Here is a 21,881-nt window from a genome sequence, read left to right as displayed (position 1 = left end):
TCTGGCTAGCTTAAACTATCGGCTTAAAAATTATCCGGAATCTTTGCCTTCTCGCGGGCGCCTTCACGGCTAATGAGTCCTTTCGACAAGAGGTCCTTAAGACACTGGTCGAGGGTCACCATGCCCAGCGAGCCGCCAGTCTGGATGGCTGAGTACATCTGCGCCACCTTGTCCTCCCGAATCAGGTTACGAATCGCAGGGGTACCGATCATGATCTCGTGGGCCGCTACCCGGCCGCCGCCAATGCGTTTCAACAGCGTCTGGGAGATAACCGCCTGCAGCGACTCCGACAACATCGAGCGCACCATCGACTTCTCCTCGGCAGGGAATACGTCGATCACCCGGTCAATGGTCTTGGCCGCGGAGGTGGTGTGCAGGGTGCCGAACACCAGGTGACCGGTTTCGGCCGCTGTAAGCGCCAGACGAATGGTTTCCAGGTCCCGCAGCTCACCCACCAGGATAATATCAGGGTCTTCCCGCAGGGCGGAGCGCAGCGCCTCGTTGAAACCGAGGGTATCCCGGTGCACTTCCCGCTGGTTCACCAGGCACTTCTTGGACTCGTGCACAAACTCGATGGGATCCTCAATGGTGAGTACGTGCTCGTACTTGTTGTCATTGATGTAATCGATCATTGCCGCAAGGGTGGTACTCTTTCCGGAACCCGTGGGCCCGGTCACCAGCACCAGCCCCCGGGGAACCATGGAGACATCCTTGAACACCTGCCCCATTCCCAGGTCCTCCATGGTCAGCACCTTGGAGGGGATGGTCCGGAACACTGCACCGGCACCCCGGTTCTGGTTAAACGCATTGACCCGGAAACGCGCCACCCCGGGCACCTCGAAGGAGAAGTCGGTTTCCCAGAACTCCTCAAAATCCTTGCGCTGCTTGTCGTTCATGATGTCGTAGATCAGCGCATGAACCTGCTTGTGCTCCAGCGCAGGCAGGTTGATACGCCGCACATCACCATCCACACGAATCATCGGTGGCAAACCCGCCGACAGGTGCAGATCCGATGCTCCCTGCTTGGAAGAGAACGCCAGCAGTTCCGTAATGTCCATAAAGATCCCCAGTGATACCAGTCTTAACGGTCGCGGCCTGTGCCCGCACCCCTATCGTCAGCCCAGCTTAACATTTTGATTTTAAGGGATATAGTTTAGTATCCCTGAGCGTTAAAGCGTTAACAGGTTAACCAGTCTACCTATGTCACAAATCGCCGCCAACCTTGAGCTCGTGCGCCAGCGCATTGATGCCGCCTGCAACCGCTTCCAGCGCACCGACCCGGTTGAGCTGCTGGCCGTCAGCAAGACCAAGCCAGTGGCCGATATCGAGGCCGCCTGGCTCTCCGGCCAGCGCCACTTCGGGGAGAACTACCTGCAGGAGGCCCTCGACAAGATCGAGGCGCTTAAGGGGCGGGATATCGTCTGGCACTTTATTGGCGCCATCCAGTCCAACAAGACCACTCTAATGGCCCAACAGTTCGACTGGATCCACTGCGTCGAGCGCGCCAAAATTGCCCGGCGCCTGAGCGAAGCCCGTGGAGCGGAGCGCCCGCCCCTTAATGTCTGCCTGCAGGTGAATATCAGCAATGAACCGAGCAAGGCCGGGGTTCCTCTCGAGGCGCTGCCGGCGCTGGCCGCGGAGGTGGCCAGCTGCCCCAACCTCGCCCTGCGGGGCCTCATGGCCATACCCGCCGCCAGTGATGACTTTGACGCCCAGCAACAACCCTTTGCCCGCCTCAGTCAGGCGCTGGCTCAACTGCGCGAGCAGCTGCCCGACCAACCCCTGGATACCCTCTCCATGGGCATGAGCAATGACCTGGAAGCGGCCATTGCCCAGGGCGCCACTTTTGTACGCATCGGCACCGCCCTGTTCGGCAGCCGCAACACCACCTCAAGGACCTCCCCATGACCCAACCCACCCTTGCCTTTATTGGTGCCGGCAACATGAGCCAGGCGATCTTTGGCGGACTCATTCAACAGGGCTACGATGCCGCTCGCATCTGGGGAAGTACGCGTACACCGGAAAAGCTGGAGCAACTGAAGGCCCGCTACGGCATCCAAACCAGCACCGACAATACCGAGCTGGTGCGCCAGGCCGACGTGGTCATCCTCGGCGTCAAGCCCCAGGGCATGCAGGCCCTGCTGAAGGAGCTCTCGGAGACGCTGCAGCAACGCCGCCCACTCATCATCTCGGTGGCCGCCGGGATCACCGTGGAGGCACTGGACCGCTGGAGTGGCGGTGGGCTGCCCATCATTCGCAGCATGCCCAACACCCCCTCTCTGGTCGGCACCGGCGCCTGCGGCCTGTTTGCCAATGCGGTGGTCACCGCTGAGCAACGGGAGATTGCCAGCAGCCTGTTCGCAGCCGTCGGCATTCTCAGCTGGGTCGACCGTGAGGCGCTGATCGATGCGGTCATCGCCGTCTCGGGCAGTGGCCCGGCTTACTACTTCATGATGATGGAAGCGATGATCGCCGCCGGTGAAAAGCTTGGCCTGAGCCGCGAAAGCGCCACCGAGCTGACCCTGCAAACCGCACTCGGGGCCGCCCGAATGGCCCAGGAAAGCGATGTGGATGCCGGCGAGCTCAAGCGCCGGGTGATGTCCCCGGGAGGAACCACCGAGCAGGCCATTCGAACGTTTGAACAGGGAGGCCTGCCCCAGTTGGTGGAATCCGCGATGGGTCGCTGTCACGCCCGTGCCGCCGAGATGGCCGCCGAGCTCACCAAATAACTTGCTTACTTAAGAAGTGGACCCAATCATAGTAGTCTGACGATAAACAACCGGAGAACCCCTGCTTATGTCAGCAGCCCTGCAAGACACGCTCAGCTTCCTGATCCATACCATTGGCGGCCTCTACATCATGGTGGTCCTGATTCGTTTTATCCTGCAGCTGGTTCGCGCCGACTTCTATAACCCCCTGTCGCAGTTTGTGGTCAAGGCGACGAACCCGCTGCTGATTCCCCTGCGCAGGCTCATTCCGGGTGTAGGGGGGGTGGATATCGCCTCTCTGGCTTTGGCGCTGCTGCTACAGCTGGCCCTGGTGTATCTGCTGTTTGCCCTTAAGGGCATGACGCCCCCTTTGGGATTTGCCCTGGTCAACAGTCTTTATGAGCTGATCAATACCGTCCTTAACCTCTATCTCTGGAGCCTGATCATCATCGCCATTGCCAGCTGGGTTGCTCCGGGTAGCTACCATCCGGCGCTCATGCTACTGCACCAGATTACCGAGCCACTGAGTAGCCGGGTACGGCGGGTGATTCCACCGATAGGTGGCCTGGACCTGTCGCTGATGGCCATCGTGCTGATCATCATCTCCTTGCAGAAGATCTTGCCCGCCGTCTTCCAGGCTCTGCTCGGATAATCGGCAGAAATCGCTAACAGTGTCACTTTATCAAGTATAAAGTGAATTAATTATTGTATTTATATGCCTGTTTACTAAGGTAAAACCCAGACCAACACCGATACTGTTTCACGCTGTCCCCGCACCTATCCGCGGGATCAACTCAATGGCCTGCCCACTGGCCCTGACTGAGTGGCTGGACAGCGGCGGGACATAGGACAGAGATTATGAGTACAGGTAAGCTGACCCAGCAGGTTGATGCCTACATCAAGTGGAAGCACCACCTGATCAAGCAGCTGTCCATCTACCGCGCCTGGATGCGCAGTAACAAAGTCAGTAACCCCGAGATTGAGGGAAAACTGGAACGCGCCGCCAAGGTATTGCGGCAGGATGAGATTACGCTCGCGTTTGTAGGGGAGTTTTCCCGCGGCAAGACCGAGCTGATCAATGCACTTTTTTTCTCCCAGTACGGCCAGCGAATGCTGCCCTCCCAGGCCGGGCGCACCACCATGTGCCCGACGGAGATGTTTTACGACCGCAAGAGCGAGCGCTGCTTCATCCGTTTGCTGCCGATCGAAACCCGCATGGCGAGCACCAGTATCACGGGTTTCAAACGCATCCCCGAACACTGGGTTACCATCTTTTTCGACAGCCGTGACCCCCAGGCGATGACCCAGGCGTTTACCGAGGTTGCACGCACCAAAACGGTCACGGTAGAGAAGGCTCGGCAGCTCGGCTTCGATCCCGCCTCCCTGGATCACTGTGACAAAGACCGCAGCCAGGTGGTGATTCCTGCCTGGCGTCACGCCATGATCAACTACGACCACCCGCTGCTCAGCCAGGGCATCCGTATACTGGATACCCCCGGCCTCAACGCTCTGGGTAGCGAACCTGAGCTCACCCTCAGTATGCTGCCCAATGCCCAGGCGATCATCTATCTGCTCAGTGCGGACACCGGCGTTACCGCCAGTGATATGCAGGTGTGGGAGCACCATGTTCGCCAGCTCGATGAAGATACCCAGGGATCACTCTACGCAGTCCTCAACAAGATCGATATCCTTTGGGATGACCTGCAGGGACCGGAGTTTACCCAGCGCTCCATTGACCAGGTCAGGGAAGCCAGCGCACGACAGCTTCGCATCGACAGCCAGGATGTAATGACCCTGTCCGCCAAGCAGGCGCTGCTGGCGAAAGTGAAAAATGATGACAAACTGCTGGCGCGCAGCCAGATTCAACAGCTTGAGACCCTGCTTTGCGAACGCCTGATCCTGAAAAAAGAGCAGTTGGTGGAGACCACTGTGGTCAAGCAGATGCTGCAGCTGATCCAGAACAGCCGCAACGCCCTTAGCCAACAGCTGATACAGACCCGCGAGCGCCAGCAGCAGTTGCAGGGGAATAAGTCCGACAACAACCATATGATCTATGAGTTGCAAGAGGAGGCCCATCAAAAATACGACCAGCACCAGAAGCGCCTGATCGCCATGCGGGCCAACCGCCGCTTGCTGATGCGCCAACAGCAGATGCTTAAATCCGCCTGTAACAGCAACCAGTTCAATGACCACATCAGTGCGTTGCATCGCGAGATGAGCGGTAGCTGGACCACCCTGGGGATGAACCAATCTGTGGAGCTGCTGTTTCGTAACCTCTATCTCGACCTCAACAACCTGCAGATAGAGTCCAAACTGGCCGACAAGATGGTCGATTCCATCTACAGTCGCTACTGTCGCGAGCATCCCGGCACATTTATGGAGCCCCCTTCCCTGGATGTGGACCAATACACGAGAGAACTTCGTGTTATACAGCGCAAATCGGACCGCTTTCGTTCACAGCTCAAAACCCTGCTTACTGAACAGAGCGTTGTCGTCAGCCGCTATTTCGCCACCCTGGTGAGCGAGATCAACAAGCTGTTTGAGCGGCTACACGGGCAGGTGGAACACTGGGCAAGCGACGTCCTACTCCCTCTAATGCAAAATATGCTCGAACAGAAACAACTGCTTGAACAACAGATGATTCGCCTCAAGTCCCTTACCCAGGAGAACCGGAACCACCAACAGCAGATGGATCGGCTCACCACGATGATCCACACCCAGGAGATGCAGCTGCAGGTACTGGAGACTGTCCTTAAGGAGTTCCGCAAGCCCCCTCCTTTCCTGCGCAGTCGCAAGGTAGTTAATCTGCACGGCCAATCGGTGGCCTGAACCCAAAGCACCCGGGATTGCGCAACAAGGGGGGTGTCCAAAAGCGCCCCCCTTGTTGCGCCGCAGCGACACTCTCATTAGACTTGCCTGACTCCTCTTCCGGACCCACGCAGCCCTATGCCCGTATCGATTCCCGCAGACTCCGTCGGCCTTGTAGAGCCTCAGGTTGCTCACTTCCAGCAACCCCTCAAATTACTCAGCGGACGCTCCCTGCCGGAGTTTACCCTGGTCTATGAAACCTACGGTGAGCTCAATGCCGCGCGCAGTAACGCAATCCTGATCTGTCATGCCCTCAGCGGTCATCACCATGCTGCTGGCTACCACAGCATAGAGGACAAGAAACCGGGCTGGTGGGACAGCGCCATCGGCCCGGGAAAACCGATCGACACCAACCGCTTTTTTGTAGTGTCCCTCAACAACCTGGGCGGCTGTCACGGCTCCAGTGGTCCCACTTCTATTGACCCCGCCAGCGGCCACCACTACGGACCCGATTTCCCCATGGTAACGGTGCACGACTGGGTGAATAGCCAGGCCCTGCTCGCAGACCACCTCAACATCAGCCAGTGGGCCGCCGTGGTGGGGGGAAGCCTGGGAGGGATGCAAGCCTTGCAGTGGTCAATCGCCTACCCTGAGCGGCTTCGCTATGCGCTGGTGATCGCCTCTGCCCCCCGACTTTCAGCCCAGAACATCGCCTTCAATGAAGTGGCTCGCCAGGCGATCATGAGCGACGAGGAGTTCCATCAGGGGCGTTACCAGAAGCACAATACGCTGCCTCGACGAGGGCTTAAGCTGGCTCGGATGATTGGCCATATTACCTATCTGTCCGATGACTCCATGCGTGAAAAGTTTGGCCGCGAGCTGCGCAGTGGCAAGCTTAAATTCGGCTACGAGGTCGACTTTGAAGTTGAGAGTTACCTACGTTACCAGGGGCAGACTTTTTCGGAAGCCTTCGACGCCAACAGTTACCTGCTGATGACCAAGGCGCTGGATTACTTTGATCCTGCCCGCGAACAGGGCGACGACCTGGCGGCTGCACTCAAGCCCGCGCTCTGCAAATTCCTGCTCATCTCCTTTACCACCGACTGGCGCTTCGCACCGGAGCGCTCGCGGGAGATCGTGACCGCATTGCTGGAGGCCCGTAAAGATGTCAGCTATCTCGAGGTGGACGCCCCCCAGGGCCACGATGCCTTCCTGATGCCCATTCCCCGCTATATGGAAGCCCTGGCGGCCTATTTGTCGCGCGTTGCTAATGAGGTGTCCACGGATGCGCAGTGATTTTGAATGCATACAACGCTGGATCAAGCCCAACTCCCGGGTACTGGATCTTGGCTGTGGCGATGGCACCCTGCTGGAATACCTCAGCCAGACCCGTTCGGTTCAGGGCTATGGGCTGGAGATCAACCCCCATAACATCGCCCAATGCGTCGAGCGCGGTGTTAACGTGGTTGAGCAGGATCTTGACAAGGGATTGAACAATTTCAGCGACCGCAGTTTCGACACTGTGGTCATGACCCAGGCCCTGCAAGCGGTCCACTACCCGGACCTCATTCTGGACGAGATGCTAAGGGTCGGGCGCGAGTGTATCGTCACCTTCCCCAACTTCGGCCACTGGCGTTGCAGGGCCTATCTGGGCTGGCGCGGGCGCATGCCGGTCTCAAAATTTATGCCCTATACTTGGTACAACACCCCCAACATCCATTTTTGTACCTTCAAGGATTTTGAAGCGCTCTGCTTCCAGAAAAACCTGCACATTCTGGATCGATTAGTGGTGGACCAAACCCATCAGGGTCATTGGCTCAGCAAGCTATCCCCCAATCTCTTTGGTGAGATTGCCATCTACCACCTGACGCGCTAATCCACCCTTACCCGACCGGGAGGCACTTACCATGATTCGCCAACTTTCTCGCCTGTTCACCCTGCTGCTGGTCGCCCTGCCCCTTGCAGCGGCCGCCAACGAGCTGCAAAGCGTCAAGGAGTTCGATGGCTACAGCGTCCACTACAGCGTCTTTAACAGCACCTTCCTGAAACCCGATGTAGCCCGCAGTTATGGTCTCAAGCGGGGGCAGGACATCGGCATCCTCAACATCGCGGTGCACCAGAAAACCGCCTCCGGCAACAAGGCAGTCAAGGCCCAGCTGGTCGGAAAAACCGCCAACCTGATCCAGCAGCAGGAGAGCCTCGAGTTTCTCCCCATTGAGGAGGGCAGCGCGATCTACTACCTAGCCAGCTTTCGTTTCATCAACGAAGAGGTGCTGCACTACAACGTTGATATTGAGACCGCCGACGGCACCCGGCTGACCCTTAAATTCACCCACACACTCTACCAGGAGTAACCGGCACCATGTCGACCGAGATCCAGCAAGTGGTCCTGGCCAGCAATAATCGAGGCAAATTGAATGAGCTGCAGCATCGCCTGGGCGGCCTTGGCATCAAGCTGTTGCCCCAAAGCCAGTTCTCCATCGAATCGGTAGAGGAAAACGGCCTCAGCTTTGTCGAGAACGCCATTCTCAAAGCTCGCCACGCCTGCCTGGTTTCCGGGTTACCCGCCATTGCCGACGACTCCGGGCTCGAAGTGGACGCGCTCAATGGCGCTCCGGGTATCTATTCGGCTCGCTTCGCCGGGTTTGAAGCGACCGATGCCGACAACAACCAGAAGCTGCTGGACGAGCTGCTCGGCCTACCGACGGAGCAACGCACCGCTCGATTCCGCTGCCTGCTGGTCTATATGCGTCACGCCAAGGATCCCACCCCGCTGATCTGCCAGGGAACCTGGGAAGGTTTCATACTGGAAGCCCCTCGCGGCGACCAGGGGTTCGGTTACGACCCGCTATTCTTTGTGCCCAGCGAGCACTGCGCCAGTGCCGAGCTCCCACCGGAGATCAAAAACCGGCTTAGCCATCGCGGTCAGGCGATGCAGGCGCTGGTCGAGCAGCTTCGGCTCGCCTGATTGTCGCCGATGCAATTACCTCCTCTCGGACTCTATGTCCATATCCCTTGGTGCGTGCGCAAGTGTCCCTACTGCGACTTCAACTCCCACGCCGCCGGTGACCATCTACCCGAGGAGGCCTATGTCGAGGCCCTGCTACGGGATTTTGCCAGCGAGTCGTCCCACCTGCGCGATCGCCCCATCAGCAGCCTCTTTATTGGCGGAGGCACCCCCAGCCTGTTCAGCCCGGCTGCACTGGGGAGGCTTCTTCAGGGGCTGCAGCAACAGTCTCGCTTCAGTGACGACATCGAGATCACCCTGGAGGCCAACCCCGGCACCACCGAACACGGCCGTTTCAGTGCCTATCGGGAGATCGGCATCAATCGGCTTTCGATCGGGGTTCAGAGCTTCGACGACCTCAAGCTGCAACTGCTCGGGCGTATCCACAGTGCCCACCAGGCCCAGCAGGCTTTTGCAGAGGCTCGCGCTGCAGGCTTCGAGCGCATCAACCTGGACCTGATGTTTGGCCTGCCTGGGCAAAGCCCTGCAGAGGCCCTCGCCGATCTCAAGCAGGCCATCGCCCTCAACCCCGACCACCTCTCCTGGTACCAGCTCACCATCGAGCCCAATACAGAGTTTTATTCACGCCCTCCTCAACTACCGGCGGAGGAGCCTCTGTGGGCGATGCAACAACAGGGTCAAGCGTTGCTGGCCGAGGCCGGTCTCCAACAGTACGAAACCTCTGCCTACGCCCGTCCCGACCAACCCAGCCGGCACAACCTCAATTATTGGCGCTTCGGTGACTTCATCGGCATAGGCGCCGGTGCCCATGGCAAGTTCAGCTCCCCTGAGGGGGTAATCACCCGCAACTGGAAAACCCGGATGCCGAGCCAATACCTCGCACGCGACAAGGACTTTAACGCCGGCCAGCGGGTGCTTGAGGCCGGCGAGTTACCGCTCGAGTTTATGATGAATGCCCTGCGTCTCAACGACGGGGTAGAACTCAACCTGTTCAGCGAACGCACAGGGTTGCCCCTCGATCTCATCCATCGCCCGCTGCAACAGGCGATTGAAAAGGGGCTGATCCACGCTGGCGAGCGCCTGCAACCGACCGCGCAGGGGCGCCTGTTTCTCAACAACCTATTGGAACTCTTTTTACCCTGACCGCTATGGAACCGATTGCCGATCTCTTTATTAACCTCTCCCACTGGCTGCGCGGCTACCTGTCCGAGATAGCCCTCGCCATCATCGCTACACTGATGGTGATCTATGGCTCCAGCCTCAACCGCGCCATCAAACGCAACATCAGCCAGCTCAACTTCCTGCTGCGCACCGCGATCTTTATCCTGGTCTGCGCCATCGGCTACGGTGCCTCACTGGTTCTACTAAGCCCGCTTCTGGCGAGGGCACTGGGCCAGCTCAATAACGAGATGCTTTCACCGGTGCTACTGCTGGTCTTTATCCTGATCGGATTTGCCGCGGACCGAAACAACTAGCCCCGGTTCACACCGGGGCCAGCTCAAACGGTCTCTATTTGGTGCCCTTGCGGCGCATAGCGCTGGATGAGAAGTTGCGCGAGCGGGTCTTAAAGCTGAAATCGTAGGGCGACTCCTGATTATCCAGGCCATCGACAAAATAGCGCTCACTGTCGAAGTTGTAGAGCACCTCCAGTGTCGATGCCACGACCGGTACTTCGTAGTAGTTGATGGGGTGCCCCTCCTGGAAATACTGCAGCTCACCCTCCTCGTTGTAGAGGTCGACCATCAGGATCTGCCAGCTGTCCTCGTCCACATAGAAGCGACGCTTGGTGTAACGATGACTTAGCCCGTCTCGCAGACTACCTTCCACCACCCATACCCGGTGCAGCTCGTAACGACCATATTCAGGATTGACCATTTTGGGCTGCAGTATCTGCTCATACTCCAGCTGGTCACTGTGCAGCGCGTAGCTGTTGTAGGGAACCAGCATTTCTCTCTTGCCCAGGAGGTTCCACTCGTAGAGGTTAGGCGCACCGTTGTACATATCCACACTATCGGTTGTTAGCATACCGTCGGTGTCGGGGCTGATGTCATCATAGGCCAGCACCGGCAGTCGGCGGACCCTACGCTGTCCGGCGGTATAGCGCCAGGCACTACGAAGCGAGAGAATCTGGTCAAGGGTTTCGTGCACCAGCAGTGCATTTCCCGCCAGCTTGGCAGGTGAGGTTACATCATATTTGTAATAAAAGATCTTGTTGCCCAGCTCTTCCGGCGTCATCTCCGGCTGCCCGTACTCAAACAGAATCTCCTTGGCCTGGCGCACAAGGGTATAGTTGCCACCACGATGAACAGCCGCCTGATTAGTCGTAAACCGGATGCTGTTACCTCGATAGCGCAGAATATGATTCCAGATCACTTCCAGGCCATCTCCCGGTATCGGGAAGGGGACTCCGGCGGCTGCGCCAGTGACGCCGTTGCCGCGAGAGATCAGTTCGGCCCGGGTCGCATTTTCACGGGTTCGTTGATAGATATAGTCGGGCGACGAGGCGGTTCGGTGACTCGGAAACACTTTTATCTTATAGCCCGGGTAGTTGGCCAGCAGGTACTGATGCCCCTGGCTTAACAATTCGCTGTAGGTGTCCAGGTTTTCGGCACTGATCTCATACAGGGGCTGTTCTTGGGCAAAGGGGTCCGTGTGCTGCTTACCCTCGACATAACTGGCAGGCGGTTGCAGGATGCCACCCGCCCAGGGGGGGATGGTGCCCGCTGAGTTGCCCCCTTTTTCAGCCCCCAGGGGCGTCAGGTCCTTTCCCAGGCGCTGCGCCTGATCCTCAGGTACTGCCGCCACAGCGACGCCCATTACCAGGCAACTGCCCAGTGCCACTACATACCGATTCATACAAGCTCTCCGCATCCGGCTTTTGGCAGCGAGGGGTTGCTGCTCCGCCGGTTTGATTATTGTTTTCTGCTGGGACAGGTCCACCCTTTGCCCCGATCACGCCGATAAATGGCACCATCGTACGTATTAAACGGCCATTTAGGCTGATCAAAATACCAGCAAGCGCCAATTTCTAAAACCCTTTTTTGATGATTGGTGGCATTTTATCGGCAAACGCCCTTTGTCACCGATCTCCGCGCCAAAGATTCAGGAGGGCTTACCCCAAGGCAGCTCGAACACTAAACTGGATGGAGTGGTTTGGAGGCACCCACCGATGGATAGCGCACAGATTACCAGGGCGATGCAGTCTCTGGCCGCAAGCGACCCCCAACTGGCCCAGGCACTCGCCCGGATAGGGCCGCCGCCTCCCCGTATGCGGCCGCCCGGCTTTGAGACCCTGCTCGCCACGATCGTCAGCCAACAGATCTCCACCCAGGCGTCTCAGGCGATCATGGGACGGGTCAAGGCACTGATGCCTCGTGTCACGGCCAGCGCCCTTTTGGAGCTGGAAGCCGCAACGCTTAGAGCCGCCGGGCTCTCCTTCCGCAAGATTGAGTACGCCAGGGGGTTGGCCGAGGCGGTGACCAGCGGGCGCCTCGATATCGACGGGCTGGCCCGGCTGGAAGACCAGGCGGCAATTGAGGTGATCTCATCCCTGCGCGGTTTTGGTCGCTGGAGCGCGGAGATCTACCTGATGTTTTCCCTCCAGCGCCCCGATATCTTTCCCGCCGATGACCTCGCCCTGCTGGTGGCCCTGGGTCGACTCAAGGGGCTGCCGCAAAAACCCACCCCCAGGCAGGCGCGGGAGATGACCGCTGCCTGGAGCCCCTGGCGCAGCACCGCTTCTCTTTTCCTCTGGCACTATTACCGTGGCGCACCGACCTGAGAGGTTACCGGCTGCGCATCGTCCTCAATGTGATAGCGATCCCCTGGCATCAGCCAGATCCCCTCCGCCTCCAGCGTCATGTGCAGCGCCTTGCCAACCTCAATACGGCGGCGGCTAACCACATGTGCGGGCAACATCAGGTGAATCGGCGGTCGCCCCCCCTCAGCCACCGCAGCGGTGACCGCCACCATATCGCCCAGGGGCACTAACTCATGAACCTGGCCAACCACTGTATTTTCACGCTGCTCCAGCCCATCGCGCGGGGTATAGAGCAGCACCCGGGAACGGGGGATCACCCAGCTCACCCGGCTGCCAACCGGGAATCGCTCCTGCAACCCTGCCACCAGGCGGATCCCGCGCCACTCGATCACCGTTTGCTGACTGGAGTGGTCATGTCGAATCACATCGGCCCGGAATATATTGCGATGTCCCACCAACCTAGCCACCTGCCCGTCCGCCGGCCGTGCAATCAGCTCCGCCGCACTCGCACTTTGCAGCACCCGCCCCTGGGCGAAGATACAGAGGCGGTCAGCCAGCATCAGCGCCTCCTCCACATCGTGGGTCACCAGCAACGCCGGTACCGACAGACTACGGCGCAAAGTTGCCAACTCACGGTAGAGCTTCTCCCGGGTCACCCGATCCACTGCGGCGAAGGGCTCATCCAGCAGCAACAGCCGGGGGTTGCCCGCCAGCGCTCGGGCCAGGGCCACCCGCTGCTGCTGTCCGCCGGACAGCTGTTCCGGCCGGCGTTGCTCAAGGCCGGACATATTCACCCGCGCCAGCCAGCGCTGGGCCTGCTCGGCTCGCTCGGCCCTCGGCAGGCTGGTTACCGCCTCCATCACGTTTTCCAATGCACTGAGGTGAGGAAAAAGGGCGTACTGCTGGAACACCATGCCCACCCCCCGCTCACGCGTGGGCAGGCGAACCCCCGCAGAGGAATCGCGCCACAGCTGACCGCCGCAGCGAATCACCCCCCGCACCGGCGCTCCCAGTCCCGCAATCGCTCGCAGCAGGGTCGACTTGCCGCTACCCGAGGGTCCCACGATGGCCAGCATCTCGCCAGCCTCACAACTCAGATCGGCCTCCAGCAACACCGGCCGTTGCTGCTGGATCGAGAGCCTTAATGCCCTATCGTCCATGGCCACCTCGTCGTCGGTGCATACTGAACAGGCTGATGGTCACGGCGACCAGGGCAACCCCCACCAGGGTCGCTGACATTACCCCCGCCCCCTCGGCGTCAAAGGTTTGCATACGGTCGTAGATCGCTATCGACAAGGTCTGGGTCTGGCCCGGAATACTACCGCCCACCATCAGAACTACCCCAAATTCGCCCAGGGTGTGGGCGAAGGTCATTACCGCGGCAGTGACCAGTCCGGGCCATACCAGCGGTAACTCGATACGCCAGAACATGCGCCAGCGACTCAGGCCGCAGCAGGCCGCGGCATCCAGCAACGCAGGATCGAGACGCTCGAAAGCGCGCTGCACCGGCTGGATCGCAAAGGGAAGGTTGACCAGTAGGGAGGCCAGCAATATGGCTTCGAAGCTGAAGGCCAGTGGGCGCGAAAACAGCCACTGCCAGGCCCCGCCCAACCAGGATTGCCCCCCCATGGAGACCAGCAGGTAGTAACCCAAGACCGTCGGCGGCAGTACCAACGGCAAAGTCAGGGCCGCCTCCAGCCAATGCTTGCCGCGCATTTTGGTAGTGGCCAGGTAGCGCCCCACCAGCAAGCCGATCGGCATCAACAGCAGCAGTGTCCACAGCGCCAGCTTGAGGGAGAGAGAAAAGGCGCTCCAATCCATGCTAGAGACTCCTCAAAGGCCAAATCCGTGGCGCGCGAATACCCGTTTCGCCGCTTCCGACTGTAGGTAAGTGTACAAGCTTCGCGCCCCGGCTCCGGCCCCCTTGATCAGTACCGCCCGATGCAGGAGGGGTTGATAGAGATGATCGGGCACCAGCGAATAGCGCCCGCGGGCGGCTATCGGCGGTGATACTGCGAGGGAGTATGCGATCAGCCCACCGTCGGTGGCGCCGCTGGTCGCAAACTGGGTGGCCTGGGAAACGTTTTCTCCCATCACCAGGTAGGGGCCGATCGACTCCATCAACTGCAGCCGCTGCAACACCTCCCGGGCGGCGCGCCCATAGGGGGCGTGGGCAGGATTGGCGATCGCAAACCGGGTCAGCCGCTTTTCTTCAAGCGCCCGACGCAGATCTTCCACGCCCTGCTCCGGCTGCAACCGAGAGCCCGTGGGTGCGAAATAGGCCAACCGACCCACGCAGTAAACCACCCCTTCCCCTTCGGTCAAGCCCGCCCGCTGCAGCTGCTGCACATAGGACTCATCAGCCGACAGATAGAGCTGGTAGGGCGCCGACTGGCGGATCTGGCGATAGAAGTTACCGGAGGAGCCAAACACCAGCTGTATCTCTCCCTTGCCCTCGGCCTGGTAACCTTGCAGCACCTCCTCAAGGGCAAACTTGAGGCTGGAAGCCGCCGCCACCAGCACCGGTTCCGCCCGCACGGGCAGGCACAGCAGCAGCGCGACCATCGCCAGGCCCCGCAACAGGCGGCTGTACACGTCCTCCGCTCTTAACGTTCTGGTCACTGCCCCTTCTGCTCCCTGCTCCGGCCCCAAAGGCTCCCGCCATAGGGCTCAAACCTTACCATAAAGCGCGTTCAAGGATAGGCATATCCCCTCGAGCTAAGCCCCGAGCGCAAACGCCTCGGGGTTTAGGTAATAATCTGACCACCTCCATCCATTCAGCGCCTTCAGAGTGTCGCAACCAAGGATCGATGGCTCCCCGCCAGCCCCTTCCCGAACGGGCGCGAAACAGGCTTGCGGCGACCCTTAGTCGATGCGCTCGAACACCAGGTCCCAGACCCCGTGGCCAAGGCGCTCACCGCGCTTTTCGAACTTGGTAAGCGGCCGGTAGTCGGGGCGCGGGGTAAACTGGCCGCTGCCCGCGCTGTTGCGGTAGCCCTCGGCCGCCTCCATCACCTCGAGCATCTGCTCAGCGTAGTTCTCCCAGTCGGTGGCCATGTGGAATTCCCCCCCGACCGCCAGCTTGTGCCGAATCTGCTGCACAAATCCGGGCTGCACCAGACGCCGTTTGTGGTGACGTTTCTTGTGCCAGGGGTCCGGGAAATAGAGCTGCACCCGAGCCAGGGAGCCGTCGGGGATGCAGCGGTTGAGCACCTCCACGGCATCGTCGCAGTAGACCCTGAGGTTCTCGATACCGGCTTTCATCGCCTCGTTGAGCAGGCTACCCACTCCGGGGCGGTGCACCTCTATGCCGATAAAATCCCGCGCGGGATCATTTTTCGCCATCTCCAGCAACGAGGTCCCCATGCCGAAGCCGATCTCCAGCACCCTCGGCGCATCGCGACCGAATACCTGCTGCGGGTCGAGGGCCCCCTGCTCCAGAGTGAGGCCGAAGCGGGGCCGTCCCTCATCCCACCCCCGCTGCTGGGCGGTCGTCATACGCCCGGCCCGCAGCACGAAACTGCGAATACGGCGGGGGTGTTCTACGTTGTCAGGGCTTGGGTTATCGGGACTGTCGCTCATCAGAAAAAGGTACCATCCAGGGGGGAGGAGGCGGATGCATACTGGCGCTTGGGCATGCGACCCGCCAGATAGGCTTCGCGACCCGCTTCGATCGCCTTGCGCATGGCGGAGGCCATCAGCACCGGGTTCCCGGCGTGGGCAATGGCGGTGTTCATCAGTACCGCGTCGCACCCCAGCTCCATGGCAATGGTGGCGTCGGAGGCAGTACCTACCCCGGCGTCCACCAGCACCGGCACACGAGCCTCTTCGAGGATGATGCGCAGGTTGTAGGGGTTGCAGATGCCCAGACCGGTGCCGATCAGGCCCGCCAGCGGCATCACCGCTACACAACCGATCTCCTGCAGCTCACGGGCCACCACCGGATCGTCACTGGTGTAGACCATCACCTTGAAGCCGTCGGCCACCAGCTGTTCGGCTGCTTTCAGGGTTTCGGTGACGTGGGGAAAAAGGGTTTTCTGGTCCGCCAGCACCTCCAGCTTGACCAGGTCATGACCATCCAGCAGCTCCCGCGCCAGGCGACAGGTGCGGACCGCATCCTCGGCGGTGTAACAGCCGGCGGTGTTGGGCAAAATGGTGTAGCGCTCGGGGGAGATACGGTCCAGCAGGTTGGGCTCGTCGGCGTTCTGGCCGATGTTGGTACGACGAATCGCTACGGTGACGATCTCAGCGCCGCTCGCCTCGATGGCCGCTGCGGTTTCATCCAGGTCCCGGTACTTACCGGTTCCTACCAGCAGGCGGGAGCCGTACTGGACCCCGGCTATCTCAAAAGGTTTATCCTGTTGCATTGATTGTCCTGTCCTCTGTAATAAGGGCTCTGTAGCGCACCGTCATCAGCCGCCGCCAATGGCGCGCACAATTTCGACCCGATCACCGGGCTGTAACACTTTTTCTGCGTGTTCGCTGCGCGGCACGATCTCAAGATTGAGCTCGACCGCAATACGTCCTGTCATCTCCAAACCAGTGATCAGGGTCGCCAGGGTGCTACCCTCTTCCAGCTGATACGCTTCTCCGTTTAACTGGATCTGCATTCTGTCTCCTTAGTCGCACTTTGGCACCAGGCGGCAAGGGCCACGGCGGCCCACCCCACCATAAACGCCACTCCACCGGCGGGGGTCAACAGCCGCGGTAGCTCGACGCCCAGCAGCAGGCGCAGGTAGATCGAGCCACTGAACAGTAGCAAGCCGGCCACAAAAGCCAGTCCCGCCACCCGCAGCCAGCGACTGAACCCAAAGCGCAGGAACAGCGCCACCAGCAACAGGGCCAGGCTGTGGTAAAACTGGTACTGGACCGCACTCTGGTAGGCCAGCTGCAAGGGCGCAGGCATCCCCTCCAGCCCATGGGCGCCGTAGGCCCCCAGAGCCACCGCCGAGCCACCCCCCAGGGCACCGAGGCCCATCATCCACTTAATCAAGCGCATTTCGCTTTTGAACTCCATCGCGCCGACTTACTATTGGGGGCGCATTATATCGGAGATTACCCAGCCACCCCAGCCGTTGCACAGCAACAACTCCGACTTCTATGATTAAGGCACTCGTCTCAGGGAAAGTATCATGTCCGTCTCAGATCATAAGCCTGCCCGCCCGGTCCCCCGCCATCGGCCCCGAGGCCGTCACAGCGACCCCCAGGCACAGGCCACCCTGAACCTACTGTTGGGGGAAGCCCCCCTGCAACGGGACCGGCTGCTGGAATACCTGCATGCCATCCAGGACCGATTCGGGGCGATCAGCAAGTCCCAGCTTTACACCCTCGCTTCGCGCCTCGGCATCAGCCAGGCCGAAGTGTGGGACGTGGCCAGCTTCTACGCCCATTTCGATCTGGTGGAGGATCGTCACCTCCCTGAGCAGAAGCCTCTCAAGGTCCGCGTCTGCACCAACCCCAGCTGCGCCCTGGCCGGCGCTGAGTCCCTGTGGAAAGCCCTGGGCGACCGGCCCCAGCCCGGTGTGCAGTTTGAGCGCAGCCCCTGCATGGGGCTCTGTACCACGGCCCCGGCGGTGCAGGTGGGACACCATAGCCTGCCCTCAGCACGAGTCGACTCCGTTCAGGCCGCCATCGACGCCCGGGATGACCACGCCCGCCTCCCTCCCGCACTGTACCTCGAAGGGTACCGGGCCAGTGGCGGCTATCGCCTGCTCGAGCGTTGCCGGAATCGGGAGATGAGTGCCCAGCAGGTGATGGATGAGCTCGAACGTGCGGGCCTGCGGGGGCTGGGGGGGGCGGGGTTTCCCGCCGCCCGCAAGTGGCAGACGGTGCGCCAGCAGCCCTCGCCCCGCTATCTGGTGATCAATGCCGACGAGGGAGAACCGGGCACTTGTAAGGATCGCCATTACCTGGAGAGCGATCCTCACCGCATGCTGGAGGGGGCGCTGATCGCTGCCTGGGTGATCGACGCCGAGCGCTGCTACCTTTACCTGCGTGATGAGTATCCGGCGATCCGCCTGCTGCTCCAGCAGGAGATCTCTGCCCTTGAGCAGGCCGAGCTGATCGCCCCCGGCTATATCGAACTACGCCGGGGCGCTGGCGCCTACATCTGTGGAGAGGAGTCGGCCCTGATCGAGTCGTTGGAGGGTAAGCGTGGGTTTCCCCGCCAGCGTCCCCCCTTCGTCGCCGAACGAGGCCTCTTTAACCGGCCTACCCTGGTCAACAACGTGGAAACCCTCTATCGGGTGCGCGAGATTCTTGAACACGGCGGCCAGTGGTTCAGCGACCTCGGCCGCCGCGGCCAGCAGGGACTGCTCAGCTTCAGCGTCAGCGGTCGGGTGCAGAGCCCCGGCGTCAAACAGGCGCCGGCCGGCATCACCCTCAATGAACTGGTCGAGGAGCATTGCGGCGGCATGCTTCCTGGTCACCGGCTGCTGGCTTACCTGCCGGGGGGCGCCTCCGGAGGCATCCTGCCGGCACGGCTGGCGGACCTCCCGCTGGGCTTCGGCACCCTGCAGGCCCACGGATGCTTTATCGGCTCCGCGGCTGTGCTGGTGCTCTCAGACCAGGATGACCTGCGGGCGCTGGTGTGCAATCTCGCCCACTTTTTCCGCGAGGAGAGCTGCGGCCAGTGCTCCCCCTGCCGTCTCGGCACCGACCGCCTGCTGCGATTAGTGGCGCAGTCGCGCTGGGACAGCGCCCTGATCGAGGAACTCGGTGAGCTGATGCTCGACAGCTCCATCTGCGGTCTGGGCCAGGCGGCCTGCAACCCCGCTCTAAGCCTCATCCGTTATTTCCCCGAGCTGCTTGCCACCCAGGGGGGCGCCCAATGAGCGACAACCGCATCACCTTTTTCCTCGATGGCGAGCCCTGCAGCGCGCAGCCGGGACAAACCATCCTGCAGGCCGCCCAACCCCACCAGGCGATCCCCCACCTCTGCTGTTCCGATCGCCCCGGTTTCAAATCCGATGGCAACTGCCGCGCCTGCGTGGTCGAGATCGAGGGAGAGCGGGCATTGGCCCCCAGCTGTCGCCGCGAGGTCAGCGAAGGGATGCGTGTCAATAGCGCCGGCTCCGAGCGGGTACAGCGCAACCGGGCTCGATTGCTGGAGCTTCTGGTCAGCGACCTGCCCAATGGCCGCTCCAGCGAGGAGCACCAGCAACTGCACCACTGGGCGGGTGCCCTGGGGGTAAGCCACAGCCGCTTCCCGGGCGGCGATGCCCAGTTTGATGACCTGAGTCACAGCGCCATTCGGGTTAACCACAGTGCCTGCATCAACTGCCAGCTCTGTCGCCAGGCCTGCCAGGATCTTCAGGTTAACCGTGTCATTGGCCTCAGCGGCCGGGGGACTGAGGCTCGCATCGGCTTTGACCTGGATGACCCTCTAGGTGATTCCACCTGCGTTGCCTGCGGCGAGTGTGTCCAGGCCTGTCCCACCGGCGCCCTGCTCCCCGCGGCCCCCCTGAGCCGGCAACCGGTAGAGCAGCGGGTGCACAGCATCTGCCCCTACTGTGGCGTTGGCTGCCAGCTCGAATACCAGGTCAGCAACGACCGCATCATTGCGGTTGACGGGCGTAGCGGCCCCTCCAACGAGGGACGCCTGTGCGTCAAAGGCCGCTTTGGCTTCGACTACATCAACCACGCTGACCGACTCAGGGTGCCCCTGGTCCGCCGCGAGGATGCGCCCCCCAAAGGCGCCCCCTTCGACCCGGCCGAGCGCGACCGCTATTTCCGCGAGGCCAGCTGGGAGGAGGCGCTGGAGCGAGCCTGCGAAGGGCTGGTTCGGCTCAAGCACCAGCATGGCGCCAGTGCTCTGGCCGGGCTGGGATCCGCCAAAGGCAGCAACGAAGAGGCCTACCTGTTCCAGAAACTGGTGCGCACCGGCTTCGGCAGCAATAACGTCGACCACTGTACCCGTCTCTGTCACGCCTCCTCCGTAGCGGCCCTGCTGGAGGGGATTGGCAGTGGCGCCGTGACCGCCTCCTTTATGCAGGTGGTCAATGCCGAAGTGGCCATCGTGATCGGGTGCAACCCGGAGTCCAACCACCCGGTGGCGGCCAACCTCTTCAAACAGGCGGCCCGCAACGGCACACAGCTGGTGGTGATCGACAGCCGCGGGCACAGCCTGCGCGAACACGCCAGCCATCTGCTGCAGCTCACTCCCGGCTCCGACGTGGCCCTGCTCAACGCCATGCTGCATGTGATTATCCGCGAATCCCTTTACGATCACCGTTTCGTGGCCGAGCGACTGGAGGGATTCGATGCCCTGCAGGCGCACCTGGACGACTACTCTCCCGAGGCGATGGCGCCGCTGTGCGGCATCGACGCTGAACGCATTCGCGAGGTGGCTCGCCTCTTTGCCCGTGCGGAGCGGGCCATGATCTTCTGGGGCATGGGCATCAGCCAGCACACCCACGGCACCGATAACGTCCGCTGCCTGATCGCCCTGGCCCTGTTGTGTGGGCAGGTCGGGCGACCCGGGACCGGCCTGCACCCGCTGCGGGGACAGAACAATGTGCAGGGTGCTTCCGACGCGGGCCTGATCCCGATGATGCTGCCAGACTACCAGCGGGTGGATAATGCCGAGGCCCGCGCCCGTTTCGAGCAACTGTGGCAGTCCCCGCTGGCGGCCCAGCCCGGGCTTACCGTGGTGGAGATGATCGACGCCATCCACCACGACCAGATTCGCGGCATGTACATCATGGGGGAAAACCCGGCTATGTCGGATCCCGACCTTAACCACAGCCGGCAGGCCCTCGCTCGCCTCGAACACCTGGTGGTCCAGGATCTCTTTATCACCGAAACCGCGGCCTACGCCGATGTCATTCTGCCCGCCTCCGCCTGGCCGGAAAAGTCGGGTACCGTGACCAACACCAACCGCCAGGTTCAACTCGGGCGCCCCGCCGTCTCCCTGCCCGGTCAATGCCGCCAGGACTGGTGGATTATCCAGGCCATTGCACAGGGGATGGGGCTCGACTGGGCCTACCCAGGACCCGAGGCGATCTACCGGGAGATGCAACAAGCGATGCCCTCGCTCACCCATATCGACCGGGAGCGCCTGGAGCGAGAGAACTCGGTCACCTACCCTTGCCCTACCCCGGACGGGGAGGGGACCGATGTGCTGTTTGCTGATCGCTTCCCGACCGCCAGTGGCAAGGCGCGGCTGGTTGCCGCCACCCTGCTGCCCCCGGACGAGACCTGCGATAGCCAGTATCCGCTGATTCTCTCCACCGGCCGCCTGCTGGAGCACTGGCACACCGGCGCCATGACCCGACGCAGCAGGGTACTGGATACGCTGGAGCCAGGGGCCATAGTCTGTGCCCACCCACTGACCCTGCGGGAGTGGAAGCTGCAAGCCGGGGAAGCGGTTCGTGTTGAGAGCCGCCGCGGCGCCATGAAGGCCTTATTGCGAGCCGACGAAGCCGTGCCACCCGGCTCGCTCTTTATCCCCTTCTGCTTCGCCGAGGGGGCAGCCAACCTGCTCACCAACCCCAAACTGGACCCCTTTGGCAAGATTCCGGAATTCAAGTACTGTGCCGTCAGGCTCGCGCCAACTCCGCCGCCCAACTCGCTCGACTAGAGCCCTTCATAGCGCTGGTCGTCACCCCGGTTGTTGACATTTATCAACCGTCGCCGG

The 21,881-nt window shown here is 61.2% G+C and carries 22 protein-coding genes; 13 read left to right on the top strand and 9 right to left on the bottom strand.

Features of this window, described 5'->3' with window-relative positions; all coding sequences use genetic code 11:
* Positions 1–23: 23 nt before the first annotated feature.
* On the bottom strand, positions 24–1,058 hold the full coding sequence (locus D0544_RS12660) for a type IV pilus twitching motility protein PilT (RefSeq protein ID WP_125016698.1): 1,035 nt from the start codon (positions 1,056–1,058) through the stop codon (positions 24–26).
* A 142-nt stretch (positions 1,059–1,200) separates the two neighbouring features.
* Here D0544_RS12660 and D0544_RS12655 point away from each other — a divergent pair, with 142 nt between their 5' ends.
* The 10 genes from D0544_RS12655 to D0544_RS12610 all read left to right on the top strand — a co-directional run bounded on the left by D0544_RS12655 (position 1,201) and on the right by D0544_RS12610 (position 9,959).
* Positions 1,201–1,908, top strand: a complete 708-nt coding sequence (locus tag D0544_RS12655; RefSeq protein WP_125016696.1) for a YggS family pyridoxal phosphate-dependent enzyme — start codon at positions 1,201–1,203, stop codon at positions 1,906–1,908.
* Positions 1,905–2,729 (top strand): pyrroline-5-carboxylate reductase, encoded by an 825-nt coding sequence (proC, locus tag D0544_RS12650; RefSeq protein WP_125016694.1) that lies wholly within the window; start codon positions 1,905–1,907, stop codon positions 2,727–2,729. Before D0544_RS12655 ends, proC begins: the two co-directional genes overlap by 4 nt.
* Before the next feature lie 67 nt (positions 2,730–2,796).
* Entirely contained in the window at positions 2,797–3,360 is a 564-nt protein-coding gene (locus D0544_RS12645) for a YggT family protein (RefSeq protein ID WP_125016692.1), read from the top strand.
* 206 nt (positions 3,361–3,566) lie between these two features.
* Positions 3,567–5,537: a dynamin family protein gene (locus D0544_RS12640; protein WP_125016690.1), complete on the top strand. Its 1,971-nt coding sequence runs from the start codon at positions 3,567–3,569 to the stop codon at positions 5,535–5,537.
* 117 nt (positions 5,538–5,654) lie between these two features.
* Entirely contained in the window at positions 5,655–6,812 is a 1,158-nt protein-coding gene (metX, locus tag D0544_RS12635) for a homoserine O-succinyltransferase MetX (RefSeq protein ID WP_125016688.1), read from the top strand.
* Positions 6,802–7,392 carry a methionine biosynthesis protein MetW gene (gene metW, locus D0544_RS12630; protein WP_125016686.1) on the top strand — a complete coding sequence of 197 codons (591 nt, stop codon included), beginning with the start codon at positions 6,802–6,804 and terminating at the stop codon, positions 7,390–7,392. Before metX ends, metW begins: the two co-directional genes overlap by 11 nt.
* Positions 7,393–7,423: 31 nt before the next feature.
* Positions 7,424–7,870, top strand: a complete 447-nt coding sequence (locus D0544_RS12625; protein WP_125016684.1) for a DUF4426 domain-containing protein — start codon at positions 7,424–7,426, stop codon at positions 7,868–7,870.
* 8 nt (positions 7,871–7,878) lie between these two features.
* A complete protein-coding gene (rdgB, locus tag D0544_RS12620) occupies positions 7,879–8,484 on the top strand; it encodes an RdgB/HAM1 family non-canonical purine NTP pyrophosphatase (protein ID WP_125016682.1) in 606 nt (201 codons plus the stop codon).
* Positions 8,485–8,493: 9 nt separating this feature from the next.
* Positions 8,494–9,627, top strand: coding sequence for a radical SAM family heme chaperone HemW (gene hemW / locus D0544_RS12615; RefSeq protein ID WP_125016680.1), 1,134 nt, complete (start codon positions 8,494–8,496; stop codon positions 9,625–9,627).
* A gap of 5 nt (positions 9,628–9,632) precedes the next feature.
* Positions 9,633–9,959 (top strand): DUF3392 domain-containing protein, encoded by a 327-nt coding sequence (locus D0544_RS12610; RefSeq protein ID WP_125016678.1) that lies wholly within the window; start codon positions 9,633–9,635, stop codon positions 9,957–9,959.
* 34 nt (positions 9,960–9,993) lie between these two features.
* On the opposite strand, the gene D0544_RS12605 is transcribed toward D0544_RS12610, so the two are convergent.
* The gene (locus D0544_RS12605) at positions 9,994–11,340 is read right to left on the bottom strand and encodes a DUF1329 domain-containing protein (protein ID WP_125016676.1); all 1,347 of its coding nucleotides are present in this window, start codon (positions 11,338–11,340) and stop codon (positions 9,994–9,996) included.
* Between the two features lie 313 nt (positions 11,341–11,653).
* Between D0544_RS12605 and D0544_RS12600 the strand changes: the two genes are divergently transcribed.
* Entirely contained in the window at positions 11,654–12,265 is a 612-nt protein-coding gene (locus tag D0544_RS12600) for a DNA-3-methyladenine glycosylase family protein (RefSeq protein WP_125016674.1), read from the top strand.
* On the opposite strand, the gene D0544_RS12595 is transcribed toward D0544_RS12600, so the two are convergent.
* From D0544_RS12595 to D0544_RS12565, 7 genes are all read right to left on the bottom strand, one after another.
* The gene (locus D0544_RS12595; protein WP_125016673.1) at positions 12,244–13,404 is read right to left on the bottom strand and encodes an ABC transporter ATP-binding protein; all 1,161 of its coding nucleotides are present in this window, start codon (positions 13,402–13,404) and stop codon (positions 12,244–12,246) included. The genes D0544_RS12600 and D0544_RS12595 overlap by 22 nt on opposite strands.
* Entirely contained in the window at positions 13,394–14,065 is a 672-nt protein-coding gene (gene modB / locus D0544_RS12590) for a molybdate ABC transporter permease subunit (protein WP_125016671.1), read from the bottom strand. The genes D0544_RS12595 and modB overlap by 11 nt, the downstream gene beginning before the upstream one ends.
* A gap of 12 nt (positions 14,066–14,077) precedes the next feature.
* Positions 14,078–14,866 carry a molybdate ABC transporter substrate-binding protein gene (gene modA / locus D0544_RS12585; protein WP_207905874.1) on the bottom strand — a complete coding sequence of 263 codons (789 nt, stop codon included), beginning with the start codon at positions 14,864–14,866 and terminating at the stop codon, positions 14,078–14,080.
* Between the two features lie 243 nt (positions 14,867–15,109).
* A complete protein-coding gene (trmB, locus tag D0544_RS12580) occupies positions 15,110–15,826 on the bottom strand; it encodes a tRNA (guanosine(46)-N7)-methyltransferase TrmB (RefSeq protein WP_125016669.1) in 717 nt (238 codons plus the stop codon).
* A complete protein-coding gene (locus D0544_RS12575) occupies positions 15,826–16,611 on the bottom strand; it encodes a thiazole synthase (protein ID WP_125016667.1) in 786 nt (261 codons plus the stop codon). The genes trmB and D0544_RS12575 overlap by 1 nt, the downstream gene beginning before the upstream one ends.
* A 45-nt stretch (positions 16,612–16,656) precedes the next feature.
* Entirely contained in the window at positions 16,657–16,854 is a 198-nt protein-coding gene (gene thiS / locus D0544_RS12570) for a sulfur carrier protein ThiS (RefSeq protein WP_125016665.1), read from the bottom strand.
* Entirely contained in the window at positions 16,839–17,243 is a 405-nt protein-coding gene (locus D0544_RS12565) for a DUF423 domain-containing protein (RefSeq protein ID WP_243647334.1), read from the bottom strand. The genes thiS and D0544_RS12565 overlap by 16 nt, the downstream gene beginning before the upstream one ends.
* A 133-nt stretch (positions 17,244–17,376) precedes the next feature.
* On the opposite strand from D0544_RS12565, the gene D0544_RS12560 reads away from it, so the two are divergent.
* Both D0544_RS12560 and fdhF read left to right on the top strand, forming a co-directional pair.
* The gene (locus D0544_RS12560) at positions 17,377–19,077 is read left to right on the top strand and encodes an NAD(P)H-dependent oxidoreductase subunit E (protein ID WP_125016663.1); all 1,701 of its coding nucleotides are present in this window, start codon (positions 17,377–17,379) and stop codon (positions 19,075–19,077) included.
* A complete protein-coding gene (gene fdhF, locus D0544_RS12555) occupies positions 19,074–21,824 on the top strand; it encodes a formate dehydrogenase subunit alpha (protein ID WP_125016661.1) in 2,751 nt (916 codons plus the stop codon). The genes D0544_RS12560 and fdhF overlap by 4 nt, the downstream gene beginning before the upstream one ends.
* Positions 21,825–21,881: the final 57 nt, after the last annotated feature.

The organism is Aestuariirhabdus litorea, assembly GCF_003864255.1.
GTDB lineage: Bacteria > Pseudomonadota > Gammaproteobacteria > Pseudomonadales > Aestuariirhabdaceae > Aestuariirhabdus > Aestuariirhabdus litorea.
This window is presented reverse-complemented; position numbering and strand designations above follow the sequence as displayed.